Source organism: Psychroserpens sp., from assembly GCF_034670085.1.
In the GTDB taxonomy this organism is placed as follows: domain Bacteria; phylum Bacteroidota; class Bacteroidia; order Flavobacteriales; family Flavobacteriaceae; genus Psychroserpens.
The window spans coordinates 232,938-250,111 of record NZ_JAXMOD010000003.1; the positions used below are offsets into that span (position 1 = coordinate 232,938).

Sequence of the window (17,174 nt, forward strand, 5' to 3'; positions counted from 1 at the left end):
TTTAACTCTTGTAATCTTCTATTTGTTTAGCAAAACTTTCTTCATCCTTAAATGCAATTAAATTACCATCTGGATCTTTAAATTTTGCCACTATTCCCCATTTATGCTCTTGATAATCCACAGCAATATTTTGGCTTTTTAATTTATCTGAATGCTGTTTTACATCGTCAACATTTAATCTAATACAGCTATAGGTTCTGATTTCTGAATGATCATTTAGATAGTCCTGTCTATCTTCTTTTTCCACCATAAGGTAGGTTCCATAAAAATCAAAACACGTCAAATCTTCATTCTTAAATAAGACTGGCAGCTTCAGGGATTGACCATAAAACTCAATGCATTCTTCGTAATTATTAACGTATAAAATATGTCCTGTTCTACTTATTTGCATTTTAAACTCGCTCTATAATTGCTGCATAACCTTGTCCCACACCAATACACATGGTAATTAACGCATATCTTTTTTGTTGTTCATGTAATTCTAAAGCTGCTGAATAGGCTATTCGTGCTCCAGTTACTCCTAACGGATGACCAATTGCAATTGATCCTCCATTCGGGTTTAATCTTGGATCGTCATCTGCCAATCCCCAAGCTCTAGTACATGCTAAAGCTTGTGCAGCAAATGCCTCGTTCAATTCTATAACATCCATTTCATCCATTGTTAATCCAGCCTTTTCCAAAGCTTTATTGGATGCCTGAACTGGTCCAATTCCCATAATTCTTGGCTCTACACCAACCACTGCAGAACTTACTATTCTTGCTAATGGTTTTAAGTTATATTTTTCAACGGCTTCTTGTGAAGCAATTATCGTAGCTGCTGCTCCATCATTTAATCCTGAAGAATTTCCTGCAGTCACACTTCCGCCTTCTTTCTTAAAAGCTGGTCTTAATTTTCCTAAAACCTCTAAAGATGTTATAGGTTTTACAAACTCATCTTTTGAAAACCTTATTGGATCTTTTTTACGCTGCGGAATTTCAACAGTGATAATTTCTTTTGCTAATCGTCCATTTTCTTGTGCTTTCGTAGCTTTCATTTGGCTCCAATACGCGAACTTATCTTGATCTAATCTTGAAATGGCATACTTAGATACTAAATTTTCAGCTGTATTTCCCATACCATCTATTCCATACATTTCTTGCATTTTTGGATTGATAAAACGCCAACCAAAAGTAGAGTCGTACATTTTTGAATCACCACCAAATCCCGTAGATGGTTTAGCGATGACGTACGGTCCACGAGTCATATTCTCAACACCTCCTGCAATAAATACATCTCCATCGCCAGCTTTAATAGCTCGATTGGCATGAATAATTGCTGATAATCCAGAACTACATAATCTGTTGACTGTTTCTCCAGGTACTGAAAACGGTAATCCTGCCAATAAGGATGACATTCTTGCAACATTGCGGTTGTCTTCACCAGCTTGATTAGCACAGCCCATAATTACATCATCATAAGCTTCTTTTGGAATGTTCGGATTTCGATTTACAACTTCTGCAATTACTAATGCTCCTAAATCGTCTGTTCGCACAGTTGATAAAGTTCCTTTATAATTTCCTATTGGAGTTCTTACTCCATCAATAATATATGCTTCCTTCATATGCTAAAATTTATTCTTCCCAATCTTTTTGAGTTCTGTAAACTATTCCTTTAAATAGGGCAACTAATTCGTCACCACGCTTCACTTCAATTATATTGAAACCGAGTTTATTATTTACTTTTTCAATCACAGATTCTGCAACCAAATAATCACCTTCATCTATGGCTTCAATATGGTTGATGCTAGTTTCAATCGACACGGCATATTTACCATGAGTATTGGCTGCAAATCCAAAAGCTGTATCAGCTAAGGAGTAACTAACACCACCATGTGCTTTATTCATACTATTAAGCATTTCTTTTCTTATGGTCATCGCTACTTTACAGCGTCCAATTTCACATTCTAAAATCTCAATTCCTAACCATTGACTGTAGGCATCTTGACTAAGCATTTTATACGGAATCTGTTCTCCTTTCATTTAAAAAAAAGTTTTATTCTCTCTGTTCATTTTGCGCAATAAAGGACTGCATCGATAACGATCTTCATGATATTCGTTATACAATTCATCCAATTTAGACACACACCAATCGATTCCTATTTCATCAGCCCAAGCCAACAAACCTTTAGGATAATTCACGCCTTTAGTCATTGCATTGTCTATATCTTCTGCCGAAGCAATGTTAAAAAACAGAGCGTCTGCAGCTTCGTTTATAAGCATCACTAAAACGCGATCAAATATGAGTTTTCCAAGTTTATTCTTTTGGGATTCTGAAACCAATTTAGAATGACGAGGTACAGTTTTCCCATTTTCATCGTAATCATAATATCCTTTGCCAGACTTACGACCTAAATAGCCTGCTTCTGCAAAGCGCTTTTGAGTAAATGCTGGCTTATATCTTGGATCAAAATAAAAGGCAGTAAATACAGTTTCTGTAACAGTATAATTGACGTCGTTACCAATAAAATCCATGAGTTCAAATGGTCCCATTCTGAAACCACCAATAGTTTTCAAACTCCAATCAATTGTTGCAAAATCTGCAAGACCTTCTTCATAGATTCGCAATGATTCGCCATAAAATGGTCTTGCTACTCTATTGACAATAAATCCAGGTGTATCTTTTGCAACGGCAACAACTTTTTTCCAATCGGAAATTGTTTTGACTGAAGCTTCTAAAACTTCCTTTGACGTTTGAATCGCTGGAATCACTTCAACTAATTTCATTAAAGGTGCTGGATTGAAAAAATGAATCCCTACACAACGTTCAGGTTTTTTAAGCGATGCTGCTATTGAAGCTATCGATAAACTAGACGTATTTGAAGCAATAATACAATCATCTGCTACATAGGCTTCTAATTCTGAAAACACCTTTTGCTTAATATCAAGGTTTTCTATAATTGCCTCTATTGTTAAGTTAGAGTCTGCCAGTGCATTTAAATTATCTACATAGTCAATATTAGATTGAATTCTATCTTTTTCGGCAGCATCAATTCGTCCTTTTTCAATAAGACGATTTAATATTTTTTCCAAAACCGTTTTTGCTTTGTCTAAAGCAGCTTGATTCGTATCGTATAATTTGACTTTACAACCAGCAGTTGCAGCCACTTGTGCAATGCCACTTCCCATTGTTCCTGAACCTATTATTCCTACGTTCATATTATTTGCCTTTGAATTCTGGTTTACGTTTTCCTATAAATGCAGCAACTCCTTCAGCATAATCTTCACTCTGTGCAGCTTGAATTTGTAATTTAGATTCAAGTGCTAGTTGCTCTTCTAGCGTATTGGTCATGGATTGATTGAATAGTTCCTTAATAAACCCTAAAGCTTTAGTAGGCATATTTGCCATTTTTAATGCCAGCGTATTCACATCATCTTCGAAACTTTCTAAGGGTAATACTTTGTATAACATTCCTAATCGTTCAGCTTCTTCGGCAGACACTTTATCGCCTAACATAGCCAAAGCTGATGCTTTTTGGAAACCTATTAATCGCGGTAAAAAGAACGTTCCTGCACTATCAGGAACCAGACCAATTAAACTAAATGCTTGAATAAAACTCACTTTCTCATGAGCTACTACAATATCACATGCCAATGCGATATTTGCTCCTGCTCCTGCAGCAACACCATTGACAGCAGCAATAATTGGTTTTTTAATGGACCGTATTCTAGTAATTATTGGGTTGTAATGTTCTTCGAGAATCTTTTTAAAACCTGGATTTAAATCTGGATCTGTGACTTCTTTTAAATCTTGACCAGCACAAAATGCCTTTCCCTTACCAGTGAGAACGATTGCTCGAACATCTGGATTAGTTTCACAATCATCCATAGTGGTTTGAAGGCTTAGTGCCATATCTCGATTGAAACTATTAAAGACTTCTGGTCTGTTGAACGTAATATACGCTACTTTGTTTTCAATTTTTAAAAGAATTGAATTATTGCTCATACCTATGTTTATTCTTGTCTATTTAAGACATTTAAAATAGTCGAATGGCTCCTGGCAGTCTTCACATTGAAATTGTGCTTTACATGCGGTTGAACCAAACTGACTTACTAATCTTGTATTCTGAGAACCACAATTTGTGCACTTCACCAATCGCTTCTCATTTAATAATACATCTTTATCGGCTTCGGCTTCTAAAGGTGCAGCTATACCATAATCCTCTAAGGCTTTTCTACCTCTTGGTGTTATCCAATCGGTTGTCCAAGCTGGATGCAAAATCAATTCTATTTCAGATTCATAACCTGCATCTTTTAAAGCTTTTTTAATGTCGTCTCCAATCACATCCATTGCTGGACAACCACTGTAAGTTGGTGTGATTTCGACCTTAACTACATTGTTAACAATAACAGCAGAACGTACAACTCCCATATCCATAATCGACAACACTGGAATTTCTGGATCAGAAACTTTCTCGAGTATTGGAATAAGTATTTGGTCTATATGTTGTTCTATTCTTGTCATGTTTTAAGACCTCTCGACTTGCCCTCGAGGTGACATATTTTTTGTTTTTTTGATGAGATTCTGAAACAAGTTCAGAATGACAAATCAAAGATTTGTTACCATTCCATATTTGGATAAGCACGTTGCATATATTGCAAATCGCTTAATAAATATCCTAAATGTTCTGTATGAATCCCTATTTTTCCTCCTTTTTGAAACCATTTTGATTCAGGCACCTGAAGGTTTGCTTCTTCTAAAAGATGGCTTACATTTTTGTAATACTCATCTTTTAGTTTCGTAACATCAACTGCAATACCTTCAGCTAACATAGCTTTATCTGCCGCAGTTTGATGAAACAATTCATCTGTATACGTCCATAAATCATTAATTGCTTCTTGCATTTTCTTATTACTCTCTTGAGTTCCATCACCTAAACGCTTTACCCAATCTGAAGAAAAACGTTCGTGGTAACTTACCTCTTTAATACACTTATTAGCAATTGCTGAAAGCGTTAAATCTGCACTTTTTTGTAACTCAGCAAGAAATGCTAAATGGTATACATCAAATAAAAATTGACGACCAATAGTGTATGCAAAATTGGTGTTGGGTTGCTCGACCAATAATACATTTTTATACTCTCGTTCTTTACGAAGCATTGCTATGTCATCTTCTGTTCTATTATCACCTGCAATTTTTGCCGCATACTGAAAATAGCTACGAACTTGTCCGAATAAATCGAGTGAAATATTAGTACAAGCGATATCTGTTTCTAAACTTGGTCCGTGACCACACAGTTCTCCCATGCGTTGCCCTAGAATAAGACTGTTATCTGCAATGCCGAGAATGTAATTGTATAGGTTTTCGTTTTTCATTTTTAATCTTTGTGTAATGAGATTCTTCACTTTGCTCTGAATGACATATAGATTCAATTAATGAGATTCCTGCCTTTGCCGGAATTTGTTACATGTGTTTTACTTCGTCAGGTAAATCGTAAAATGTTGGATGGCGATAAACTTTATCTTGAGCTGGCTCAAATAATTCGCCATTATGTTCAGGATTTGATGCTGTAATATGTTTAGATTCTACCACCCAAATACTAACACCTTCATTACGTCTTGTGTAGACATCGCGAGCATTTTCTAAAGCCATTTCTGCATCGGCTGCATGAAGGCTTCCAAAGTGCCTGTGCTCTAATCCGTTTTTACTTCTTACGAAGATCTCCCAAAGAGGCCAGTTTTTTTTTGACATACTTATATGTTTTTAACTCTTCTGTCTTTCGGACATATCTTCCCTTTATATGGGAAGAACAAGTTTTATTATTATTTATTTGGATTCCGCATCAAGAGCGGAATGACAAAGCATTTTTAAACTGCTTGTTTTTGTTTTCTATTTTGTTTCTTTTCGGCATAAGCCATTGCTGCATCTCTAACCCATTCACCTTCTTCCCATGCACCAACTCTTGCCTTCATTCGCTCCTTATTACAAGGTCCGTGACCTTTAACCACTTGCCAAAACTCATCCCAATTGATCTCGCCAAAATCATAGCTTTGACGTTCTTCATTCCATTTTAAATCTGGGTCTGGAATAGTTAAGCCAATTAATTCGGCTTGAGGAACGGTTTGATCTATAAACTGCTGACGCAAATCATCATTTGACTTACGTTTCAATTTCCATTTCATAGATTGTTCTGTGTGCACAGATACATCATCTGTTGGACCCAACATCATTAAGCTTGGCCACCACCAGCGATTAAGTGCATCTTGCGCCATTTCTTTTTGTTCTGGTGATCCGTTAGCCAATTTTATCATAATTTCATAACCTTGACGTTGGTGAAAACTTTCCTCTTTACACACACGAATCATTGCTCTAGCATAAGGTCCGTAAGAGGTATTACACAATGGCACCTGATTGATAATTGCGGCTCCATCTACTAACCAACCTATAGCTCCCATATCTGCCCAAGTAATCGTTGGGTAATTAAAAATGCTTGAGTATTTTGCTTTTCCAGAATGAAGTTGATCATACAATTCGTCTCTTGAAACACCTAAAGTTTCGCAAGCACTATAAAGGTATAATCCATGACCTGCTTCATCTTGCACTTTCGCTAATAGCGCAACTTTTCGTCTTAAGGTAGGCGCTCTTGTAATCCAATTACCTTCAGGCAACATTCCCACCACTTCTGAATGTGCATGTTGTGACATTTGCCTGATATGCGTTTGACGATATTTTTCTGGCATCCAGTCTTTAGGTTCGATTTTTTCGTCTCTTGCGATACGTTCTTCAAACTGCTGTTCTAGATTTTTTATTTGTTCTTCACTCATAACTACTGTTTTTTGTGACTCAATTCTTCTTTTTCAATATATTATAGATTCTGCATCAAGTGCGGAATGACAAATCTTTTATACGTCGAAGTCAACGACCACTTTTTCTGCTGTGGGCACTGCTTGACAACTTAACACCAATTGTTGTGATACCTCCTTTTCATCTAAGGCATAATTAATTTTCATTTCTACAGAACCTTCAACAACTTTACATTTACAAGTACTGCAAACACCACCTTTACAAGCGAAAGGCAAATCTGCTCCAGCTCCTAAAGCTGCATCCAAAATGTTATCATAGTCTTTGGTCATGGTGAAGACAAACTCTTTTCCACCATCAACGATTGTTACTTCAATACCTTCAACATTTTGTTGCGCCAAGCGTTCTGCTCGTTTAATATCTTCTTCTGAAAGTCCAGTTACAAACAACTCAAAATGCACTAGTTCTTTTGGCAATCCTTTATTTATAAGGTAATCACTTACATAGTTTACCATTTTTTCTGGACCACATAGGAATACTTCACTCGTGTCTGGAATATCGATAAATGTATTTGTGAGGACTTGCATTTTTTCATCATCAAAACGACCATTAAACAACTCGATATCTCGACGTTCTTTAGTTAAGAAATAATAGATTTCTAATCTTCCAAAATAGGTGTTTCTCAGTTGTTCTAATTCTTCTTTAAAGATAATAGATTTTGCTGTTTTATTTACATAAAATAGCTTGCAAGTTGAATTAGGTTCCGATTTAAGATGCGCTTTAATCATTGAAATGACAGGAGTTACGCCACTACCTGCTGCAAAGAATAAATAATTTTTTTTAGCCTCAGGTTGCACTGGAACTCCAAAGGTTCCGCTTGGAGCCATGACTTCGAGCTGACTTCCCGTTTTTAATTCTTGATTTACAAAGGTTGAAAATTTACCACCTGGAATTAATTTTACTGCGACTTTCCATTGGTTCTCATATGGACTAGAACACAAAGAATAAGATCGACGTACATCTTCGCCATCAATATCGGCTTTAAGCGTCAAATGTTGTCCTTGTCTAAATTTAAATACACTTTGTAATTCTGAGGGGATTTCAAAAGTTACTACTGAGGTATCTTCTGTTTCCTTATAAATATCTGCAACTTTTAAGTTGTGAAATTCTGCCATAAATAATCCTTAAAACACTTAACTAACACTTGTTAGTTTAGAGAACAAAGATACAAAATTTTATTCATAACTAGTTGTTAATTCCTTCTATAAGAACCTCACTTAAACTCGTTGCTAAATCGTTTGCATTTAAGTCTTCTTTTTTAGGAATCCATAAATACAATGACCTCAAAGTACTTAGCATTGAAAACATAATAATTTCGGGATTGCTATTTTTAAGTTCTGTAGACGAGATACCCTCTTTTATGATGTACAGAAAATTAGTTTCATATTCGTTACGAAGCTGGAGGTAATATTCTAATTGATCTTCAAGATGCATCCAGTCATTGTTTAATGATGCCATTCCGTTCGTATTACGAGAGGTAATATTTACATGAAGGGTAACAATCTTTTTTAATTTATCAATATTAGATGCTTCAGATTGGATAATGGTTTGCATTCCACTTGTAAATTCTTCAGCAATTGAAATGATAATCGCTTTTAGAATGTCTTGTTTAGAATTGATATGATTGTATAGACTGGCCGCCTTTATTCCCATTGCAGTTGCCAAATCACGCATAGTAACTGCGCTATATCCTTTTTCTTTAAAAAGTTTTGAAGCTGTAACTATAATTTCTTCTTTACGTGTTTCTGACTTCATTTAAAACTTAATAGTTTGCAAGGTTTCAATTTCTGTGATAGAAGTCGTATTATATTCAAGTGTCCAACCTAAAGAATTTGTTAGGATATAAAATTTGGCTAATTCACTTATGAGTCTGTTTTTCGCATTTGATTTTAACTCAGACGCTTCTATTTTTTTCATCAAGGATTGCCTAACAGTGTCCTTGATATCATTGTAATCTTTTGCTTCAAACTGATTAAGAAAATCGGCTTGTATGTCATAATATTCAAAGTCTGGGGAAATTTTTATTTCCTCTTTTGGAATACTTAAAATTTGAAGTGTTTTTGTTGCTTCGTCAATATTGTATTCTATCAGACTTAAATCATAAGCAATAGTGACATCTGCATTAACGACAACTAACGCTTTTTTTTCCGCTTCAAATAAATCACCAAAAATGGCTTTTGAATTTTGATAACTGAAGACTTCACTAAAATGACTTTCTGTTACGATTAGCTTTCCAACATTTTTGATTTGTTTTTGGATGAGCGCAGAATTTTCTTTCAGGATAATTTTATCTTCCTTTTGATCTCCACAATATTTAAATGCAAATAGAATAATGAGGGTTATGATGACTCCAAATAAAATCTTTCTCATAGGCTAATTTAATTATTAAAAAAGAACTATCACTGTTAGCTCTTTAAATTTATACAAAATCTCCAATAAAACACTTAATGATTGTGACCTAAGTTAGAGTTTAGTGTCTTAATATATCCAGACAAGAATTAATTAATTCTTTTAAGCACTTTAAAAACGAACATAATGAATAAAAGCTTACCCATATTGTTGTTAATGATCTCCAACTTTTTCATGCATGGCCAGCATATAACCTTTCAAAAGAATATCAATTATAAAGCTAGTAATTTGCATCAAAGTCTAAATACGAATCGCGATAGTCTTTTACTAGAAAGTAAAACTGAACAAATCCTTCAAGTTGATATATTTAATAAAGATTTTTCAGAAAGCATCAATGTTCATAACACTAAAACAAAGATTGACCTCAACAAATTACCAGCAGGCAACTTTATTATTCAAGCCAGATTACACAAAAAAATAATTGTGATGTACTTAGAGAAAAATAAAGCTACGACCATTGCATCTTCCGAATTAAAGGAGAAAAACATAGACCACAAGGGGTTTGCTGCTAAGTTTAAATCTAATAACCTTACAGAAAAGAATGACGCTTCATATTACTGGGTTGTATCTGAAAGTAATTCTAATTTTGGATCATGTAAATCTATGAGATTAGAAAATAAGGGAGACATAGTTAAATTGATAACTAAAATTAAGTTAGAACTAAAAACAGATGTAGGGAAAAATAATAGATTATTTGTATATGAGATATATAATCGATCTAAGTTTATGACAAACCAGCTAAGGAATCCTGGGTATTATAAAACTGAAAATTCGGAATTTTTTAATGTTGTACCCATTTATAATTCATTGAATACTAAAGAGTAAGTACCAAGCTCTTAAATTCATAAAAATTTCATCTCTTTTTAGTCCAGATTTTCCATAAAACAACAAGTTATCAGGATTCATTTATTTAATATTGCAAACTAAAGTTTATTCAGAATAGTAAATTAAAAACTTAACCTAAAACTACACTTGTTATGATTAGAAATTTAGCAATCCTAGTATTTACATTATTCACTTTATTCACTTATGGTCAAAGAATTACGTTTCAAAAAAATGTAAATCATAAAGCAAGAGCCTTAAAACAAAGCCTAACTAAAAATGGAGATAGCTTAATTTTAGAAAGCAAAAAAAACATTGGACAAGTTGACATATTTAATGAAGACTTTTTCGAAAGCATAGATATTGATAGTACAAAAACTAAGATTGACCTTAAAATGCTGCCCATAGGAAGCTTTATTGTACAAGCTAGATTAGGTAAAAAAAGGATTATAATGTATCTGAGGAAGAGTGACAACTATGAAATAGATACAAAACAACCTAAATTTAAATTAAGGAAAGTATATAAAATAACATCTTCTGAACTAGATGCTATAGATGTAACTACATCAAAAACTAAACGAAAATCTAAAACAACCTATAAAAAGAAAGATGTTAAATTTTATTGGGTTGTGTATGAAAGCAATTCAAATTTTGGATCTAGAAAATCCATGAAACTAGCATACAAAAACGAATTGCCAGAATTAATTAAAAAAAATAAATTAGAATTACAATCCAAAGTAGGAAGTGATAATGTTCTGCGTATTTATGCTATTTATAATAAGAATAAGTTTATGCGCAAGCAGTTTAGAAATCCTAAATATTATAAAACCGTAAAAAAATCCAAACTCTTTAATGTAAAACCGTATTACAATTCTTTAAACGAATAAGATTTCGATTCTAGCATTTAAAGTTATGGATTTCCCCTTTCTATCACATAGTTAAGTTAAGCTCAGAACAGACCATTAACGCAACCAACTACAACTTTTAACTTCTATAATTTCATTAATTTTAATGCGATTAGATGTTCAGTTCTTAGGCAAATTTTATCCATTTATGAGTTTAAAAAACCATGCTCTGTTTAGTGCGATATATGTGTAAAATATCCTCAAAATACACTTCTACACAGTTCATCTGAAAATAAATGTAGGTCAAAACGTACGTATGTCAATTTTTTTGGTTATATTCGATTAATCATTGCCCCAAAACTATGATCAAAAACACCTACTTTGTAGCAATCTTGCTATGCACCATTCTCAGTTATGGGCAGCAAATCACCTTTCATGAGAATACAAATTATAGAGCTACTGTACTACTTCAGAGCCTTGATGACGACGCAAAAAATCTTTTACTAGAAAGTAAAACTGAAGAGATTACTAAAATAGATATTTTTAATGATGACTTTTCAGAAATTATGGATGTATATAGTAACAAAGCACAAATTGACCTCAATACATTACCAATTGGTCATTTTGTTATTCAAGCAAGAGTTGGCCAGAAAAGAATCATAATGTATTTGGAGAAAAACGAGGATGCAAAACTTGCATCTTCCAATCAGGACGTCGAAATAATAGACAAAAACGCCCTAACATCGAAGCAGGCATCTCAAACCATTTCGAGAGAAAAAAATAAAGATGCACAAGTTGGATCGTCTTCTCAAAAAGATTTAGAATTAAACAAAAAAGTCTTAGCAAGTCAACAAATCCTTAAAAAACCCGATAATAATAAGAACGCTGCTTTTTACTGGGTTGTTTCTGAAAGTAATTCTGGTTTTGGTTCGAGCAAGTCTATGAGGTTAGAATATAAAGACGATGTAGACAAATTAATTTCTAAAGTTAAATTAGAATTAAAATCAAGCGTAGGTAAAAATAACAAGCTACTTATTTATGAGATCTATAACCGATCGAAATTTATGAGTAAGCAATTAAGAAATTCTGGATATTATCAATCTGAAACATCAGAATTTTTCAATGTAGTCCCGATTTATACATCCAGAAAGTTAAATAATAACTTAACAGCTGCTACTGAAGTTTACGCTAATGAGGATTTAACCAAGAATTAATTATTTATTTTTTGAGTTCAAGCTTTTCAGCAAAGTAATCACAGAAATCCATCATAGTTGCAGACATCTTTTCATCTTGAGTTGCTCTAAGAAAGGTCTTACTCATTTCAACCAAAGTTTGGTGAAAAAACAGTTTCATTTCATCAACAGGCATATCTTTTGTCCAAAGATCAATCCTAAGTGTTTCTTGCGCTTTACTATCCCAAACCGACAACATCATTGCTTTAGCTTCGGCATTTGTAATACCGCCATCTTCCGCAGTCCAGTGCAATTGTTCAGGCACTCTATTTTCGTCAAGTTCTACGCTAAGTTCTATTTTTGAAGTATAATTTTTCGACATTATTTTGGTGGTTTATAATTTGATTTATTAAAAATTTCAACAGCATCCTTCTTCATCATATCCAAAAAAGGGATGTCGTTATTTTTCATATACGCTCTTACAATCTGCCAGCCTATATATTGACCAAGTCGTCCTGGTGACTCAGTATCAAGCTGTAAATAAAATTTTGAGAAAGGCGCATCGGCAATAAACCGTCCAGGCAAACTACTGTCTGTGCTATATAAATATTCATTCTCAATAAAGTTTTTCCAAATCTCACCTTCATTCGATTTAGCAAACTCCAATTCCCATTTAGTATATCCTATTTTTTCTTCATCAGATTTAAAAGGAATCATTTTATCCTTAAAATACAACTGCTTTCCAAAATAGATCATATCATCTAAAAGTGTTTTCTTTTGAGATTGAAATGTATAGCGTTTAGCATAATCTGAAGTTAGATTAGGAACAATCTGAGAAGGTTCCATATTTTGCGTTATATATTTTGGAATGTTGGTGTAATACCTATGACCTTGTCCTAGATAGTTATCAAGTGGTATTACTAAAATTGTATCTGTCACGATTACTTTATCTCTATACGACACGTTATTAGTTAACGTAATAATACGAGGTTCAGTAAATGTTATGTCATAATATTTTAAGTGTTGAAATAGCCCAGTAATTTCATTTTCTATGGTTGAGAAATCACTAAACTTTTTATTCACCTCACCTAACAACTCAATTTGTAAGGTGTCAGTCATTCGTGCAATAAAAACAGAGTCAGGAATATGTTTTGAAAACAAAAATGGAAATGTCTTTTTAAGTTGCCCTAAATCATCTGGGCTAGACTGCGAAATTACATGATCAAAGCGTTCAACCATAAGATTGACGTCAATTTTAGAAATCTCATTTTCAATTTGATCTTCTTTATTACAAGAGTAAGCAACTAATAACAAGAAGAGAATACAACAAAAATTTTTCATAGATATATTCAAAAAAACTTAGGCATTATTAATTTTTATAACTAACGCTATTGGTTTATTTTTGTTTTGCAAAGGTACTATTCTTTCATTTAAATTCTATAAAAATGCAAACAGAAAAAGTTGTTGATTATATTGTAAACTGGCTTAAAGATTATGCTACTAACGCTAACGTTAATGGATTTGTAATTGGTATTTCTGGTGGAATAGATTCGGCAGTAACCTCGACACTTTGTGCTAAAACTGGTTTAGATTTGTTATGTATTGAAATGCCTATTCATCAAGCAGCAAGTCATGTTAGCCGAGCGCAAGAACATATAACACAATTAAAACAACGCTTTCCAAATGTTAAAGACACTAGAACCGACTTAACTCCAGTGTTTGAAGAATTTAAAACAGAAGTCTCTCTTGAAGGCGAACAAAGCACTGTAGATATGGCTTTGGCAAATACAAGAGCGCGATTACGAATGACAACTTTATATTATCATGCTGGTCTTTTGGGTTTATTGGTAGCAGGAACAGGCAATAAAGTTGAAGATTTTGGCGTAGGCTTTTATACTAAATATGGCGATGGTGGTGTTGATTTAAGTCCAATTGCTGATTTAATGAAATCTGAAGTATATGCCATTGGAAAACTATTGAATGTACCAGAATCTATAATGAATGCAGCACCTAGCGATGGACTTTTTGGAGATGCGAGAAGCGATGAAGATCAAATTGGTGCATCATATCCAGAATTAGAATGGGCTATGCAACAAAAAGACGAAGGCAAAACGGTTACTAATTTTGAAGGAAGACAACGTGAAGTCTTTCAAATATTTATGCGTTATAATCGCAATAATCAGCATAAAATGATTCCTATACCAATTTGTGAAATTCCTAACGATTTAAAGTAAATAATGAATTAATCGTTGTAAAAAGTCGTACTAATTGATTTTTTTGCTATTTTTACACTTGTATTCTCCACTATCTAGAACTTAATCTGAATAGGTTCTGGCACTTAGTAACCAACTAAATTAAATATCATGATCAAGGTATTAGTAGTAGACAGCCATCCTATAGTTAGGACTGGTTTAGAACTCTTATTCAAAGAACATAATGAAATTGAAGTCATAGGAACAGTTGGAAGTGGCGTTGAAATTTTTGAATTTGTTAGGCGTCACCAAGTAGATGTTATCATTTCAGAAATTGATCTCCCAGAACTTAATGGTATTACAGCATTAAGAGCCATAAAAAAAGAACATAGTAGTATCAATATTATCATGTTTAGTTACCATCCTGAAGAGATTTATGCAATTAGCACTATAAAAGCTGGAGCTTCGGGATATGTATCAAAAACGGAATCTACAGACACTATAGAAAAGGCTATTCTTCTCGCTCACAAAGGTGATTTATATTTAAGTGAAAAAATGTCAAAACACCTTAAATATGATGACACGAAAAAATCTAAAAGCAGAATTTACAAAAGACTATCAACTCGTGAAGTAGAGGTTTTGAAACTTTTATCTTCAGGTAAAAAGAATAAGGAAATTGCCTTAGAACTTGATATTAACGAAAAAACTGTTAGTACCTATAAAGCTAGGTTATTCAAAAAACTAAATGTTACTAATTTAATCGACCTTGTTAATCAAGGTAAGCATATGGAGATTACTTAAACTTTGCCTCCAATTACTTTTCCAAGTTTTCTTGAAAGCAACATTTTAAGTCCTAAATAATCTTTAACATCTTCTAAAATACTTCTTGAATTTGTGTCTTCTTTAAGCGTTTCATTTTGATATTCAGCAACTTTTTTATCAATTAAATAGCATCTTAAGGTTAAGATCGTTTGATTTACCAATTGAGAAATACTATGATTTTTCTCTTTAGGAATGATATGATTACGTTCCCAATCGTGCAAGCTATAACGCTCATCATTCATTAAAATAGTAGTCACTTCTGCTGCCAAATCTTGATCTAATTTATTGACATAATTACGGGTTGAAAATTCAGGCTCTTGATGCAACGTGTCAATAATTGAATAGTATAAGGTTTTAAACGTAGTATTGCTAAATTGCATTTCATCTTCTTGCAAATCCAAATATACTTTTTCAAAAACCTTAGCATTATGAACCACAGGTTCTAATTGCAGTTCGCCATCGTCACTTTCTTTTAAGACTAAGTCTTCAAAATCTTCAGTTTTATTTCCGTAGAGTAATAAAATTTCAATTATTTTACGTTCTAACTCGTATTGTAAATCTACCTTTGGGGCTTTTATTTCTGGTCGTACAACATCAAACGCTTTTTGTTGTGTTTTATAAGCCTTATTAGCTTCTTGATTATCCTTTTTGTTGATTTGTGCTAAGGTTCTAAATAAAACCTCTTCACTAATATCCATGATTCGAGAACACTCTTGAATATAAATTTCCTTTTTAATCTGATCTGGAATTTTAGAGATACTATTCACAATTTCTCTAATCGTTTCAGCTTTTTTTATAGGATCATTATTAGCTTCTTTCACTAACAACGATGCTTTAAATTGAATAAAATCTTTAGCATTACCTTCTAAGTAGGCAGTTAATTCTTCTAAAGTATTTTGCTTGGCAAAACTATCAGGATCCTCGCCTTCTGGAAACGTACAAACTTTAACATTCATACCTTGTTCTAGAATAAGATCTATACCTCTTATGGAGGCTCTAATTCCAGCTGCATCACCATCAAAAAGAACTGTAATGTTTTTTGTTAGTCGATTTACTAGTCGAATTTGTTCAGGTGTTAATGCTGTTCCAGAGGATGACACAACATTTTTAATTCCCGACTGATACAACTGAATCACATCAGTATACCCTTCAACTAAATAACAATTATCCTCTTTAGCTATGCTTTGCTTCGCATGAAACAATCCATATAAAATTTTACTCTTATGATAGACTTCACTCTCAGGTGAGTTCAGGTATTTAGCGGCTTTTTTATCCGTTTTTAAAATTCGTCCACCAAAACCTAAAATTCGTCCACTCATACTATGAATAGGAAACATTACACGTCCTTTAAAACGGTCAAATTTTTTGTCCTCTTTAACAATGGTAAGTCCCGTTTTATTTAAAAACTCTAATTGGTATCCTTTTTTTAAGGCTTCATCAGTAAAGGCTTGCCATTCGTCAAGAGAATATCCTAAATTAAACGTTTTGATCGTTTCATTAGTAAATCCTCGCTCTTTAAAATAACTCAATCCAATGGCTTGTCCTTGATCGGTTTTTAGCATAACTTTTTGAAAATAGTCATTCGCAAAATCGTTTACTAAATACAAACTCTCACGTTCACTTGCTTCTAGCTTTTGCTCGTCGGTTTGTTCGGTTTCTTCAATTTCAATATTATATTTTTTGGCCAAATACTTAATCGCTTCAGGATAAGTAAAATGTTCATGTTCCATTAAAAAGGTAACTGCATTTCCGCCTTTACCGCTTGAAAAATCTTTCCAGATTTGCTTTACGGGAGACACCATAAAGCTAGGAGAACGTTCATCACTAAAAGGACTTAAGCCTTTAAAGTTACTTCCCGCTTTTTTTAATTGCACAAAATCACCAATAACCTCCTCAACGCGAGCAGTTTCGAAAACTTGTTCAATGGTTCTTTGTGTTATCATTTTAATTTTAACTTATAGAAGTTATTCCAATTTAGAAGCAAGGGTAAATTTAAGATAAAGAATTTGTTTTAAAAATTAACTGAGTGAATTAACTTTGAATAATATTTTTCATGATGTATTTACATCAACAT

20 protein-coding genes are annotated in these 17,174 nt (G+C 33.3%); 5 read left to right on the forward strand and 15 right to left on the reverse strand.

All coding sequences use genetic code 11. The features are described 5' to 3' along the window. Position 1 precedes the first annotated feature (1 nt). From VOI25_RS07150 to VOI25_RS07205, 12 genes are all read right to left on the reverse strand, one after another. Positions 2–391 carry a VOC family protein gene (locus VOI25_RS07150; RefSeq protein WP_323788369.1) on the reverse strand — a complete coding sequence of 130 codons (390 nt, stop codon included), beginning with the start codon at positions 389–391 and terminating at the stop codon, positions 2–4. Position 392: 1 nt separating this feature from the next. Beyond that, a complete protein-coding gene (gene pcaF, locus VOI25_RS07155) occupies positions 393–1,601 on the reverse strand; it encodes a 3-oxoadipyl-CoA thiolase (protein WP_323788370.1) in 1,209 nt (402 codons plus the stop codon). Positions 1,602–1,611: 10 nt separating this feature from the next. Continuing rightward, positions 1,612–2,019 (reverse strand): hotdog fold thioesterase, encoded by a 408-nt coding sequence (locus tag VOI25_RS07160; protein WP_323788371.1) that lies wholly within the window; start codon positions 2,017–2,019, stop codon positions 1,612–1,614. Beyond that, positions 2,020–3,195 carry a 3-hydroxyacyl-CoA dehydrogenase NAD-binding domain-containing protein gene (locus VOI25_RS07165; protein ID WP_323788372.1) on the reverse strand — a complete coding sequence of 392 codons (1,176 nt, stop codon included), beginning with the start codon at positions 3,193–3,195 and terminating at the stop codon, positions 2,020–2,022. Between the two features lies 1 nt (position 3,196). Then, positions 3,197–3,982 carry an enoyl-CoA hydratase-related protein gene (locus tag VOI25_RS07170; protein WP_323788373.1) on the reverse strand — a complete coding sequence of 262 codons (786 nt, stop codon included), beginning with the start codon at positions 3,980–3,982 and terminating at the stop codon, positions 3,197–3,199. 18 nt (positions 3,983–4,000) lie between these two features. Beyond that, positions 4,001–4,501, reverse strand: coding sequence for a 1,2-phenylacetyl-CoA epoxidase subunit PaaD (gene paaD, locus VOI25_RS07175; protein ID WP_323788374.1), 501 nt, complete (start codon positions 4,499–4,501; stop codon positions 4,001–4,003). A gap of 95 nt (positions 4,502–4,596) precedes the next feature. Next, positions 4,597–5,352, reverse strand: coding sequence for a 1,2-phenylacetyl-CoA epoxidase subunit PaaC (paaC, locus tag VOI25_RS07180; RefSeq protein WP_323788375.1), 756 nt, complete (start codon positions 5,350–5,352; stop codon positions 4,597–4,599). Positions 5,353–5,440: 88 nt separating this feature from the next. After that, the gene (paaB, locus tag VOI25_RS07185) at positions 5,441–5,728 is read right to left on the reverse strand and encodes a 1,2-phenylacetyl-CoA epoxidase subunit PaaB (RefSeq protein ID WP_323788376.1); all 288 of its coding nucleotides are present in this window, start codon (positions 5,726–5,728) and stop codon (positions 5,441–5,443) included. A 116-nt stretch (positions 5,729–5,844) separates the two neighbouring features. Next, a complete protein-coding gene (gene paaA, locus VOI25_RS07190; RefSeq protein WP_323788377.1) occupies positions 5,845–6,801 on the reverse strand; it encodes a 1,2-phenylacetyl-CoA epoxidase subunit PaaA in 957 nt (318 codons plus the stop codon). A gap of 78 nt (positions 6,802–6,879) precedes the next feature. Then, positions 6,880–7,953 carry a 2Fe-2S iron-sulfur cluster-binding protein gene (locus tag VOI25_RS07195; protein WP_323788378.1) on the reverse strand — a complete coding sequence of 358 codons (1,074 nt, stop codon included), beginning with the start codon at positions 7,951–7,953 and terminating at the stop codon, positions 6,880–6,882. Between the two features lie 70 nt (positions 7,954–8,023). Continuing rightward, complete coding sequence (locus tag VOI25_RS07200; protein ID WP_323788379.1) at positions 8,024–8,593, reverse strand: TetR/AcrR family transcriptional regulator; 570 nt, start codon at positions 8,591–8,593, stop codon at positions 8,024–8,026. Next, positions 8,594–9,208 (reverse strand): DUF4230 domain-containing protein, encoded by a 615-nt coding sequence (locus tag VOI25_RS07205; protein WP_323788380.1) that lies wholly within the window; start codon positions 9,206–9,208, stop codon positions 8,594–8,596. A 165-nt stretch (positions 9,209–9,373) separates the two neighbouring features. Here VOI25_RS07205 and VOI25_RS07210 point away from each other — a divergent pair, with 165 nt between their 5' ends. The 3 genes from VOI25_RS07210 (at position 9,374) to VOI25_RS07220 (ending at position 12,128) form a co-directional block, all read left to right on the forward strand. Beyond that, entirely contained in the window at positions 9,374–10,072 is a 699-nt protein-coding gene (locus tag VOI25_RS07210) for a hypothetical protein (RefSeq protein ID WP_323788381.1), read from the forward strand. 152 nt (positions 10,073–10,224) lie between these two features. Next, positions 10,225–10,956, forward strand: coding sequence for a hypothetical protein (locus VOI25_RS07215; protein ID WP_323788382.1), 732 nt, complete (start codon positions 10,225–10,227; stop codon positions 10,954–10,956). Positions 10,957–11,276: 320 nt separating this feature from the next. Continuing rightward, the gene (locus VOI25_RS07220; protein WP_323788383.1) at positions 11,277–12,128 is read left to right on the forward strand and encodes a hypothetical protein; all 852 of its coding nucleotides are present in this window, start codon (positions 11,277–11,279) and stop codon (positions 12,126–12,128) included. A gap of 4 nt (positions 12,129–12,132) precedes the next feature. On the opposite strand, the gene gldC is transcribed toward VOI25_RS07220, so the two are convergent. Further along, a complete protein-coding gene (gene gldC, locus VOI25_RS07225; RefSeq protein ID WP_323788384.1) occupies positions 12,133–12,468 on the reverse strand; it encodes a gliding motility protein GldC in 336 nt (111 codons plus the stop codon). Then, positions 12,468–13,427, reverse strand: a complete 960-nt coding sequence (gene gldB / locus VOI25_RS07230; RefSeq protein WP_323788385.1) for a gliding motility lipoprotein GldB — start codon at positions 13,425–13,427, stop codon at positions 12,468–12,470. Before gldB ends, gldC begins: the two co-directional genes overlap by 1 nt. Before the next feature lie 104 nt (positions 13,428–13,531). Between gldB and nadE the strand changes: the two genes are divergently transcribed. Together nadE and VOI25_RS07240 are read left to right on the forward strand one after the other, a co-directional pair. Beyond that, positions 13,532–14,320: an NAD(+) synthase gene (gene nadE, locus VOI25_RS07235; RefSeq protein ID WP_323788386.1), complete on the forward strand. Its 789-nt coding sequence runs from the start codon at positions 13,532–13,534 to the stop codon at positions 14,318–14,320. Between the two features lie 129 nt (positions 14,321–14,449). Next, complete coding sequence (locus VOI25_RS07240) at positions 14,450–15,079, forward strand: response regulator transcription factor (protein WP_323788387.1); 630 nt, start codon at positions 14,450–14,452, stop codon at positions 15,077–15,079. Here the strand turns inward: VOI25_RS07240 and dnaG are convergent. Then, a complete protein-coding gene (gene dnaG / locus VOI25_RS07245; RefSeq protein ID WP_323788388.1) occupies positions 15,076–17,043 on the reverse strand; it encodes a DNA primase in 1,968 nt (655 codons plus the stop codon). The two genes, VOI25_RS07240 and dnaG, sit on opposite strands and share 4 nt — an antisense overlap. Positions 17,044–17,174: the final 131 nt, after the last annotated feature.

What these genes read in the sequence shown, in the direction of transcription:
- nadE (WP_323788386.1), top strand. Translation starts at nt 13,532, where the DNA reads ATGCAAACAGAAAAAGTTGTTGATTATATTGTAAACTGGCTTAAAGAT.
- VOI25_RS07215 (WP_323788382.1), top strand. Translation starts at nt 10,225, where the DNA reads ATGATTAGAAATTTAGCAATCCTAGTATTTACATTATTCACTTTATTC.
- VOI25_RS07220 (WP_323788383.1), top strand. Translation starts at nt 11,277, where the DNA reads ATGATCAAAAACACCTACTTTGTAGCAATCTTGCTATGCACCATTCTC.
- VOI25_RS07165 (WP_323788372.1), bottom strand. Translation starts at nt 3,195, where the DNA reads ATGAACGTAGGAATAATAGGTTCAGGAACAATGGGAAGTGGCATTGCA.
- gldC (WP_323788384.1), bottom strand. Translation starts at nt 12,468, where the DNA reads ATGTCGAAAAATTATACTTCAAAAATAGAACTTAGCGTAGAACTTGAC.
- VOI25_RS07240 (WP_323788387.1), top strand. Translation starts at nt 14,450, where the DNA reads ATGATCAAGGTATTAGTAGTAGACAGCCATCCTATAGTTAGGACTGGT.
- VOI25_RS07210 (WP_323788381.1), top strand. Translation starts at nt 9,374, where the DNA reads ATGAATAAAAGCTTACCCATATTGTTGTTAATGATCTCCAACTTTTTC.
- paaC (WP_323788375.1), bottom strand. Translation starts at nt 5,352, where the DNA reads ATGAAAAACGAAAACCTATACAATTACATTCTCGGCATTGCAGATAAC.
- VOI25_RS07170 (WP_323788373.1), bottom strand. Translation starts at nt 3,982, where the DNA reads ATGAGCAATAATTCAATTCTTTTAAAAATTGAAAACAAAGTAGCGTAT.
- pcaF (WP_323788370.1), bottom strand. Translation starts at nt 1,601, where the DNA reads ATGAAGGAAGCATATATTATTGATGGAGTAAGAACTCCAATAGGAAAT.
- VOI25_RS07195 (WP_323788378.1), bottom strand. Translation starts at nt 7,953, where the DNA reads ATGGCAGAATTTCACAACTTAAAAGTTGCAGATATTTATAAGGAAACA.
- VOI25_RS07150 (WP_323788369.1), bottom strand. Translation starts at nt 391, where the DNA reads ATGCAAATAAGTAGAACAGGACATATTTTATACGTTAATAATTACGAA.
- gldB (WP_323788385.1), bottom strand. Translation starts at nt 13,427, where the DNA reads ATGAAAAATTTTTGTTGTATTCTCTTCTTGTTATTAGTTGCTTACTCT.
- paaA (WP_323788377.1), bottom strand. Translation starts at nt 6,801, where the DNA reads ATGAGTGAAGAACAAATAAAAAATCTAGAACAGCAGTTTGAAGAACGT.
- VOI25_RS07160 (WP_323788371.1), bottom strand. Translation starts at nt 2,019, where the DNA reads ATGAAAGGAGAACAGATTCCGTATAAAATGCTTAGTCAAGATGCCTAC.
- paaD (WP_323788374.1), bottom strand. Translation starts at nt 4,501, where the DNA reads ATGACAAGAATAGAACAACATATAGACCAAATACTTATTCCAATACTC.
- paaB (WP_323788376.1), bottom strand. Translation starts at nt 5,728, where the DNA reads ATGTCAAAAAAAAACTGGCCTCTTTGGGAGATCTTCGTAAGAAGTAAA.
- VOI25_RS07200 (WP_323788379.1), bottom strand. Translation starts at nt 8,593, where the DNA reads ATGAAGTCAGAAACACGTAAAGAAGAAATTATAGTTACAGCTTCAAAA.
- dnaG (WP_323788388.1), bottom strand. Translation starts at nt 17,043, where the DNA reads ATGATAACACAAAGAACCATTGAACAAGTTTTCGAAACTGCTCGCGTT.
- VOI25_RS07205 (WP_323788380.1), bottom strand. Translation starts at nt 9,208, where the DNA reads ATGAGAAAGATTTTATTTGGAGTCATCATAACCCTCATTATTCTATTT.